Source organism: Parvibaculum sp., from assembly GCF_049672805.1.
Taxonomy (GTDB): domain Bacteria; phylum Pseudomonadota; class Alphaproteobacteria; order Parvibaculales; family Parvibaculaceae; genus Parvibaculum.
The window spans coordinates 1-9,324 of sequence record NZ_JBATWS010000375.1 but is presented as its reverse complement, the minus strand read 5'-3'; the positions used below and the strand labels follow the sequence as shown (position 1 = coordinate 9,324).

Genomic DNA, 9,324 nt, shown 5'->3' with positions numbered 1-9,324 from the left:
GTGCGGTGGAGAGATAGCGTTCGGCGGAAGAAGGAACGACGACAACAATCGTCTTGCCCTTCATCTCGGGCCGCGCACCCACTTCCAGCGCCACGGCAATCGCGGCACCCGAAGAAATGCCGCAGGGAATACCTTCAAGCCGCGCCGCCTTGCGCGCATGGTCGAAGGCGGTTTCATTGCCGATGGTGATGATCTCGTCGATCAGCGACTTGTCGAGATTGCCCGGCGCAAAGCCCGCGCCGATGCCCTGGATCATATGCGGGCCGGGCTGGCCGCCGGAAAGCACGGGGCTATCTTCCGGCTCGACCGCGATCATCTTCACGCTCGGCTTCTTTTCTTTCAGCGTGCGGCCAACGCCGGTGAAGGTGCCCGCCGTGCCGATGCCGGCAATGACGACATCAACCTTGCCTTCCGTGTCATTCCAGATTTCTTCCGCCGTGGTCTTGCGGTGAATTTCCGGGTTGGCCGGATTGTCGAACTGCTGCGGCATGACGGAGTTCGGATACTGCGCAAGCAGTTCTTCGGCGCGCGCGATGGCACCCTTCATGCCCTTTTCGCGCGGTGTGAGCTCAAGCTGCGCACCGAGAAGAGCGAGCATCTTGCGGCGCTCCAGCGACATGCTTTCCGGCATGCAGAGAATGAGGCGATAGCCCTTGGCGGCGCAAACAAAGGCAAGCGCAATGCCGGTATTGCCGGAAGTCGGCTCGATGATGACCGTGTTGTCGGTGATCTTGCCCTGACGCTCCAGCGCCTCGATCATCGACACGCCGATGCGGTCTTTCACGCTTGAGAGCGGGTTGAAGAATTCCAGCTTCAGAAGAATATCGGCAACGACGCCCGCATCCTTCGCCATGCGGTTGAGGCGCACCAGCGGCGTGTCACCGATCGTCTCGGTGATGCTGTTGTAGATGCGTCCGCGTCCTGGTTTTTTCGCTTCGCTCATGATGGCCTCCCGGACCTGAATGTGACATGTCACCTGTGGCGCCTGACCCCGGCATCGGGGGCCGTTTCTGCCCTGCTGATATCAGATAGTGAAGTCGGCAACGGGTTTCGAGTTGCCAACGCCAGCTTCTTCCGCCTTGCGGCAAAGGTCTTCGATGGTGATGCCGTCGAGCTTCTCCATCAGTTCAACCTGAACATCCTGCCAGAGCGGTGCAATCACGCGCTCACCAAGCTCGGAAGGCGTTGCGGCTGTCGGCTCGTCAGATGCTTCCATCGCACCAACGACGCGTACCACATCGCCAACCAGAATGCGCCGCCGCTCGCGCGCCAGCGTATATCCGCCGCGCGGGCCGCGCACTCCTTTCAGAATACCGGCATGGACGAGCTGCTGCATCACCTGTTCGAGATAGCGCTGGGGAATGCCCTGCCGCTTGGTGATTTCTTTCGATTGAACCGGGTCTGGCCGCGCATTGATCGCCACATCGACAACCGCTTCGAGGGCGAGCCAGGTTTTCTTGGAAAGTCTCAGCATCCGCCGCTTACCCCTTCATTCCTGTCGAGCCGAAGCCGCCTGCGCCCCGTGCGGTTGCATCAAGCGCTTCCACTTCGTGAAGCTCTGCCTGTGTGACAGGCGCAATGACCATCTGGGCAATCCGCGTTCCACGCTCGATGGTGAAACTTTCCTGCCCGAGATTGATGAGGATCACTTTCACTTCGCCGCGATAGTCGCAGTCGACCGTACCCGGAGAATTGAGAACAGTGACGCCATTCTTCGCAGCAAGGCCGGAGCGCGGACGCACCTGCGCCTCATAACCCTGAGGCAGCGCTATGGCGAGGCCGGTGGGCACCATTGCGCGTTCACCGAAAGTGAGTGTGAGAGGCTCGCCTTCCGGCAGCGCGGCGATGAGGTCCATGCCGGCAGCGCCGTCCGTTTCATAGCGCGGCAGCGGCAAGCCTTCGCTATGCGGCAGTCGCTGCACGCGAATGTCGATCTTCGCAGTCATGCGCTCTTCTCATTGCTGGAGAAATGTTCGGCAATCCGCCGTGCAAGACGCTCGGCAACCGCTTGCTTGGGCAGAAGCGGCCAGTTTTCCTGACCGGCGCCGGTGATGAGATGCACCGTGTTGAGGTCGCCGCCCATCACGCCTGTTGCGGGCGAAACGTCATTTGCAACGATCCAGTCGCAGCGCTTGCGCGCGCGCTTTGACTGCGCGTGCTCGATGACTTTCTCCGTCTCGGCTGCGAAGCCAACCACAAGCGAGGGGCGATTGTTCTGAAGCTGCGACAGCGTTGCGAGAATGTCTGGATTCTCGACAAGCGCGATTTCCGGGGCACCTGCCCCCGGCTGCTTCTTGAGTTTTTGTTCTGCGTCACTCGCCGCGCGCCAGTCCGCCACGGCGGCAGCGCAGATCGCAACATCGGCGGGAAGCGCCGCTTCACAGGCCGCGAGCATTTCGCGCGCCGTCTCGACGCGCTTGACCCGCACGCCGGGCGGATCGGGTAGATTGGTCGGGCCGGAGACAAGCACCGCCTCGGCGCCAAGCCGCGCCACGGCCTGCGCAATCGCATAACCCTGCTTGCCGGACGAACGATTGGCAATATAGCGCACAGGGTCGAGCGGCTCATGCGTCGGCCCGGCGGTGATGAGAATGCGCTTGCCTTTGAGCGGCCCGCCGCCCGGATAGGCAAGCTCGGTGAAATGGCTTTCGATGGCAGCGAGAATTTCCGCAGGCTCCGCCATCCGCCCCGGCCCGTATTCGCCGCAGGCCATGTCGCCCGAATTGGGGCCGACAAAATCAACGCCATCCGCAAGCAGCGTTTCGAAGTTCCGCTGCGTGGCGCGATGGGTCCACATGCGCACATTCATGGCGGGCGCAATCAGCACTTTCTTGTCGGTCGCAAGCAGGGCGGTGCTCGCAAGATCATTGGCAAGCCCGTTCGCCATCTTCGCCATGAGGTCGGCGGTGGCAGGGGCCACGACGAGGAGGTCCGCATCGCGCGACAATTCGATATGGCCCATTTCCGCCTCATCGGTGAGGCTGAAGAGGTCCAGATAGACCTTGTCGCCCGTCAGGCTCGAGACGGAAAGCGGGGTGATGAATTGCTGCGCCGCCGAAGTCAGAATGGCGCGCACCGAGGCCCCGCGCTCGCGCAGGCGGCGGATCAGTTCAAGGCATTTATAGGCTGCGATGCCGCCGCCAATAATGAGCAGCACACGCCGCCCCTGGAGAATATTCTCGCTCAATACCGGTCTCCCGCCTGCAACACGACGCCCTCGCAGGGAGGCGCCCCGGCGAGTTCTGCTGCAATTTACGCGTAAACATAGATATTCACGAGCAATATTTGTAGATCAAAAGCGATTCTTTTTATGCATGGGAAATCGCCCGATCAGAAAATCCTGGTGAGGATCAGGGCGAGCAAGGCTCCGAGCGCCATCCAGAGCAGGGGATGGCCTGAAAAAGCCCGGTTTCCGGCCCGTGAAATCGCTTCCATGGAGGCCGGGTGGAGGCGGATGCCCTCTTCATCGACGCTTTCGGCAAGGAGGCGCGCGGTCCGCTCCGCCTGATCTAGCACTTCCGGCAGGCGGCCCATCACGCGGCCAAGCTGGAGTGCCCCGGCAGCGGCTTCCTCGATCCGCGCTTCCGGCCCCATTTTTTCCATCATCCAGTTCTTCAGCACCGGCTCCGCGCTTTCCCAGATATTGTGATCAGGGTCGAAATAGCGGGCGACGCCTTCCACCACCACCATGGTCTTTTGCAGCAGGATGAGTTCAGGCCGCGTCCGCATGTCGAACTGGTCTGTCACCTGAAAAAGCTGGGCAAGGAGCTTGCCCATCGAAACCTCGCGCGCAGGCCGCCCAAAGACGGGCTCCGCCACGGCGCGGATTGCTTGTGCAAAGGCATGGATGTTTTTCGAGCGCGGTACATAGCCCGCCTCGAAATGGACTTCGGCCACGCGCACATAATCGCGCGTGATAAGGCCATAGAGGATTTCGGCAAGGAAGCGGCGCTCATGCGGCGCGATCCGCCCCATAATGCCAAAATCCACCGCGACGATATTGCCCGCCGCATCAATGAAGAGATTTCCCTGATGCATGTCGGCATGAAACAACCCGTCGCGCATCGCATGCATGAGGAAGGACTGGATGACGATGCGGCCAAGCCGCGCCATGTCATGTCCGGCAGCGATGAGCGCGTCGCGGTCGGCGGCAGGAATGCCGTCGATCCATTCCATCGTTATCACGCGGCGAGAGGTGCGCTCCCAGTCGATGCGCGGCACGCGGAAACCCTTGTCGGCGGCAATATTCTCCGCCATCTCCGACATGGCAGCGGCTTCGAGGCGGAGATCCATCTCGAGCTTCACGCTCTCGGCCAGTGTCTCGACGCTCTCGACAGGGCGCAGCCGTCGCGCAGGCGAATAGCGCCGTTCTATCTGTTCCGCCGCAAAGAAAAAGCTCTCAAGGTCGCGCGCAAACCGCTGCTCGATGCCGGGGCGCAGAACCTTCACAGCCACATCGCGCTCTTCTTCCTCGGCGGTCCGGGCGCGGGTCCGCGCGCGGTGAACCTGCGCTATGGAGGCCGCCGCAATCGGCTCGCTCAGCGAATGGAAGAACTCTTCGACCGGCCCGCCAAGCTCTTCCTCGATGATTGCGCGTGCCTCTTCCAGACCGAAGGGCGGCAGATCATCCTGCAGAAAGGCAAGCTCGCTGGCGAGCTTCGCGCCGATAATGTCGGGCCGCGTGACAAGAAACTGTCCGAGCTTGATATAGGCAGGTCCGAGCGCGGCAAGCGCCATGGCAAGCCTTTCGCCCGCAACAGCGCCTGATGCTTCGGGTGCTGCCTCCCAGGGCAGGCGGATTTTTGCAAGCGGCATCAGCGCCAGCAGCAGCGGCGGCAGTTCGGCACGCAGTTCCAGCGGAAACAGCGCATCATGCCGCCCCAGCACACGGGCCGCGCGCGCAAGCCGGATCGTGGATCGGATGGCTCTCAGCATCTCAGAGGCGCCAGCCGGAATGAAGCGCGGCGACCCCGCCCGTGAGGTTGCGATAGCTGACGCGGCCAAAGCCTGCATCCACGATCATGCGCTTGAATGTCTCCTGATCGGGGAAACGGCGGATACTCTCGACGAGATATTGATAGGGCGCGCCATCGCCTGTCACCCATTCGCCCATGCGGGGAATGGCGGCAAAGGAATAGGCGTCATAGATGCGGTCCATGCCCGGCACCGAAACCTGCGAGAACTCGAGGCAGAGGAAGCGGCCGCCCGGCTTCAGCACGCGGTAGGCTTCCTTCAGCGCGCGGTCGATATGGGTGACATTGCGAATGCCGAAGGCGATCGTATAGGCATCGAAGGAACGGTCGGGAAAAGGCAGCACTTCCGCATTGCCGCAGGCAAACTCTACACGCCCTTCATAGGCCTTTGCCTCGGCGCGGCCGCGACCCACACCCAGCATGTGCCGGTTGATGTCGCAGACCGTCACCTGCGCATTGGGGCCGGCGCGGTCGAGAAAACGGAAGGCGATGTCGCCCGTGCCGCCTGCCACATCGATCAGGTGGAAAGGCCGCTCGCCGCGCGGCGGGTTCAGCCAGTCGATCATGACCTGCTTCCAGGCGCGATGAAGCCCGCCTGACATGAGATCATTCATCAGGTCATAGCGTTCAGCGACCTTCTCGAACACCTCATGGACAAGGCCGACCTTTTCTTCTTCCGCCACCGTGCGAAAGCCGAAATGGGTTTCCTTGCCGGATGTCTCCGGGCGCTCATTCTTTGCCTGTGCATTCATGGGCGGACCATAGCGCGGTGCCGCCAAGGGCGCTACTTTCCATGCCGAATTTCTGAGGACTTCCTTTCCATGCCCGAACTGCCCGAAGTTGAAACCGTCCGTCGCGGCCTCGCGCCTGCGATGGAGGGCCGTGTGATCCGGCATGTGACACAAAGGCGGCCCGATCTGCGCTTTCCCCTGCCCGAGCGTTTCGCCGAGCGCCTGACGGGCCGCCGGATCCGGCATTTGGGGCGCCGCGCGAAATATATCCTCGTCCATCTGGAACCGGAGGCCGCGAAAGGGGCGGACGGCGAAGTCCTCGTCATGCATCTGGGCATGTCCGGGCGCTTCACCATTCATGCCCCGGACGGCCGGTTTGCACCCGGCCTCTTCCACCACGACATGCCGGGCAGCGAGCGGCATGACCATGTCGTGTTCGACATGGAGGACGGCACGCGCATCGTCTATGCCGATCACCGCCGCTTCGGCTTCATGGATCTCGTGTCTGAGGCAGAGCTTGAGACGTGCAGGCATTTTCTGGCGATGGGGCCGGAGCCTCTGGGGAACGAGTTTTCCGCAGCCCTTCTCTCCGAGCGGCTGCGCGGGCGGAAGACACCCATCAAGGCCGCCCTGCTCGACCAGCGCAACGTGGCGGGGCTGGGCAATATCTATGTGTGTGAGGCGCTGTTCCGTTCGGGCCTCTCGCCGAAGCGAAGCGCGGCGAGCGTTGCCGGGCCGGTGCGGGCCGCGCGGCTTGCAGCCGCCATTCGCGCGGTGCTGGAGGATGCCATTGCGGCGGGCGGGTCCACCTTGCGGGATTACGCCCATACGGATGGCGAGCTGGGCTATTTCCAGCATTCCTTCGCCGTTTATGACCGCGAGGGGCAAGCCTGTTCAAAACCCGGCTGTGGCGGTACCGTGAGGCGCATCGTGCAATCCGCGCGCTCCACCTTCTATTGTCCGGCCTGTCAGCGCTAGGCATGAAGGGTGCGGCGGCATTGCCATAACGGCTAAGGGGGCACGGCCATGACATTTCCGGTTCGCGCAAAGGCAGCGGCGCTTTTCGTCGCGGGGCTTCTCGCATTTGCCGCGCCGACATTCGCGGAGCCCGGCTATCTCGCTCTGGTCGAGGACATGCCGCTGATGGCCGGCCTTGCCGAAACAGGGGATGGCGGCGTCATTTTCGACAAGCCCGCAGGCCGGATCGTGCGCAGCGTTGCAGAAGGTGACGTTGCGCCCGCCAGCGTTCGCGCGTTCTATGCGGAAACATTGCCGCAACTGGGCTGGACGCGCGCCGAGGAATATGAACTCATCGGCGAGCTTTTGCTCTTCCGCCGCGAGGGCGAACAGCTCGAAATCCAGATTGTGCCGCTGTCCGACAGCCGGACAGAGGTGCGTTTCTCGATCGCCCCTCACTGATAGTCACGAAGAAACGAACAAAGACACGAGGAGACAGTCATGGCCTACCAGAACATTCTGGTCGAAAAGAAGGGTGCGGTCTGCGTCATCACGCTGAACCGCCCGGATGCGCTCAACGCGCTCAACAAGGCCCTGATGGATGATCTGACGGCGGCGCTTGATGACTGCGAAGCCGATGATGCCGTTCATTGTGTGATCATTACCGGCTCGCAGAAAGCCTTTGCCGCTGGCGCGGACATCAAGGAAATGCAGCCGAAATCCTATATGGATGTCTATAAGGAAGACTTCATCACGGCGAACTGGGAGCGCGTCACGCGCTGCCGCAAGCCGGTGATCGCGGCGGTTGCAGGCTATGCGCTGGGCGGCGGCTGCGAGCTTGCCATGATGTGCGATTTCATCATCGCGGCGGACAATGCGAAGTTCGGCCAGCCTGAAATCAAGCTCGGCGTCATGCCGGGGGCCGGTGGCAGCCAGCGCCTCACCCGTTTCGTCGGCAAGTCGAAGGCGATGGAAATGTGCCTCACGGGCCGCATGATGGATGCGGCGGAAGCCGAGCGCTCGGGGCTTGTGAGCCGCGTGGTGCCGCTCGACTCCCTTCTCGAAGATGCGCTGAAAACGGCGGAAACCATCGCTGAAATGTCGCTTCCCATCGCCATGATGACCAAGGAAAGCGTCAACCGCTCCTACGAAACCACGCTTTCCGAGGGGGTTCGCTTCGAGCGCAGGCTCTTCCACTCCATGTTTGCCACGGAAGACCAGAGCGAAGGCATGGCGGCCTTTATCGAGAAGCGGAAGCCGCAATTCCGCAACCGCTGAGAAAAGCACCGGAAAAGAGGCTTTTCAGGACTCTCTTTCCCGTGGTCTCGCCGGTTGACGAGGCGGGGTCTCACGCGTATAAACCCGGCTTTCAAGGGGTCGGCTTGCGCTTGACGTGCGAGCCGCCTTTCTTTTGACAGCAAGATTTCGCAGTATTATCCAAAGAGTGGATGTGCTGCTGACACAGGGCCCGAAGTTCGATGGCGAATACGAAATCCGCAAAGAAGGCGATCCGCAAGATTGCCGCGCGCACGGAAGTGAACCGCGACCGCCGCAGCCGCATGCGCACCTTCTGCCGCAAGGTTGAAGAAGCAATCGCAAGCGGCGACAAGGCGGCGGCGGAAGCTGCGTTCCGTGCTGCTCAGCCGGAAATCATGCGTGCCGCGCAGAAGGGCGTGATCCACAAGAACACAGCCTCGCGCAAGGTGTCGCGTTTCTCCCAGCGCGTGAAAGCGCTTGGCTGACAGGCACTCTTTCGTCGTCGCCCTTTGACGACGTACCGGTTCGAGACAAGTTGAAGCCCGCGATTCTCTCGCGGGCTTTTGCTTTGTGTGCGTGACGAAATATTTTTGATGCGCTGCAGTTAGATTCTGTACGGAGCATTTCTGCGCAAAAAATAAAAGCGCTACGCAGGCATGTACTTGCGCGTTTCGATGTGTATGTGCGTTGCATGAACCACATCATCTTGCGGTGCGCGAAGCACGTCACAGGGATGAAATTTTTCCGCTGCGGTCGATTCTTCCGCTTGCCTCGGCGGGGGGTAGCCGGTATGTTTAACACTCTCAACGGGGCCAGCGAATACTGCACCTTTAGAGTAAAAATTTAACGAATACTGTATTCGCTCGCTTCGGCCGGGACTAAACCAAGTATCCAGACAGATTATCAGGCGTATGGACGGGGTAATTATCATTGCCCGCGCGTGGACGATCTGTCATGTGCTATCGGCGGGCAGCGATGGCAGGAGGCCTGGACCGGCGGGGTAGTGGGTGAGCGGTAAGAAAGCGGCGGGGTGTTATGTCGGAAAAGATGAAAGGTGGCGTCGTTCCCCAAACCGAGGGCGCGCCCCCGGAGAATTATGCGGGCGACGTCACTCCGGCAGAAGCCTGGCGCGTTCTCAGTGAAAATCCCGATGCGGTGCTGGTCGATGTGCGCACCCGCGCGGAGTGGTCCTTTGTCGGCGTGCCGGACCTTTCGGGTGCGGCCAAGGAGCCGGTGCTGCTCGAATGGCAGCAATATCCGACCATGGCCGTGAATGCCGGTTTCACAGCCGACTTATCCTCCACCCTGGGTGCAGCGCGTAAGAATGCACCTGTTCTGTTCCTCTGCCGGTCCGGTGTGCGGAGCCGGGCGGCGGCGATCGCGATGACGGAGGTGGGATTTACAGC

The 9,324-nt window shown here is 61.6% G+C and carries 11 protein-coding genes; 5 read left to right on the top strand and 6 right to left on the bottom strand.

Annotation, left to right across the window (positions count from 1 at the left end):
* From cysK to ubiE, 6 genes are all read right to left on the bottom strand, one after another.
* Positions 1 to 943 (bottom strand): cysteine synthase A (gene cysK / locus WBF74_RS11685; RefSeq protein WP_424439914.1); only part of this gene is annotated, 943 nt, incomplete at its 3' end.
* Between the two features lie 81 nt (positions 944 to 1,024).
* A complete protein-coding gene (locus tag WBF74_RS11680; RefSeq protein WP_424439911.1) occupies positions 1,025 to 1,474 on the bottom strand; it encodes an RrF2 family transcriptional regulator in 450 nt (149 codons plus the stop codon).
* A gap of 7 nt (positions 1,475 to 1,481) precedes the next feature.
* On the bottom strand, positions 1,482 to 1,946 hold the full coding sequence (gene dut, locus WBF74_RS11675; RefSeq protein ID WP_424439908.1) for a dUTP diphosphatase: 465 nt from the start codon (positions 1,944 to 1,946) through the stop codon (positions 1,482 to 1,484).
* The gene (coaBC, locus tag WBF74_RS11670; protein ID WP_424439905.1) at positions 1,943 to 3,187 is read right to left on the bottom strand and encodes a bifunctional phosphopantothenoylcysteine decarboxylase/phosphopantothenate--cysteine ligase CoaBC; all 1,245 of its coding nucleotides are present in this window, start codon (positions 3,185 to 3,187) and stop codon (positions 1,943 to 1,945) included. Before coaBC ends, dut begins: the two co-directional genes overlap by 4 nt.
* A gap of 143 nt (positions 3,188 to 3,330) precedes the next feature.
* Positions 3,331 to 4,935, bottom strand: a complete 1,605-nt coding sequence (gene ubiB, locus WBF74_RS11665; RefSeq protein WP_424439902.1) for a 2-polyprenylphenol 6-hydroxylase — start codon at positions 4,933 to 4,935, stop codon at positions 3,331 to 3,333.
* 1 nt (position 4,936) lies between these two features.
* The gene (gene ubiE, locus WBF74_RS11660) at positions 4,937 to 5,725 is read right to left on the bottom strand and encodes a bifunctional demethylmenaquinone methyltransferase/2-methoxy-6-polyprenyl-1,4-benzoquinol methylase UbiE (RefSeq protein WP_424439917.1); all 789 of its coding nucleotides are present in this window, start codon (positions 5,723 to 5,725) and stop codon (positions 4,937 to 4,939) included.
* A 69-nt stretch (positions 5,726 to 5,794) separates the two neighbouring features.
* On the opposite strand from ubiE, the gene mutM reads away from it, so the two are divergent.
* The 5 genes from mutM to WBF74_RS11635 all read left to right on the top strand — a co-directional run.
* Complete coding sequence (gene mutM / locus WBF74_RS11655) at positions 5,795 to 6,682, top strand: bifunctional DNA-formamidopyrimidine glycosylase/DNA-(apurinic or apyrimidinic site) lyase (RefSeq protein WP_424439899.1); 888 nt, start codon at positions 5,795 to 5,797, stop codon at positions 6,680 to 6,682.
* A gap of 48 nt (positions 6,683 to 6,730) precedes the next feature.
* Entirely contained in the window at positions 6,731 to 7,123 is a 393-nt protein-coding gene (locus tag WBF74_RS11650; RefSeq protein WP_424439896.1) for a hypothetical protein, read from the top strand.
* Between the two features lie 39 nt (positions 7,124 to 7,162).
* Positions 7,163 to 7,939 (top strand): enoyl-CoA hydratase, encoded by a 777-nt coding sequence (locus WBF74_RS11645; protein WP_424439893.1) that lies wholly within the window; start codon positions 7,163 to 7,165, stop codon positions 7,937 to 7,939.
* 200 nt (positions 7,940 to 8,139) lie between these two features.
* Positions 8,140 to 8,403 (top strand): 30S ribosomal protein S20, encoded by a 264-nt coding sequence (rpsT, locus tag WBF74_RS11640; protein WP_424439890.1) that lies wholly within the window; start codon positions 8,140 to 8,142, stop codon positions 8,401 to 8,403.
* Between the two features lie 550 nt (positions 8,404 to 8,953).
* A partial coding sequence (locus tag WBF74_RS11635; protein ID WP_424439887.1) for a rhodanese-like domain-containing protein occupies positions 8,954 to 9,324 on the top strand: 371 nt, incomplete at its 3' end.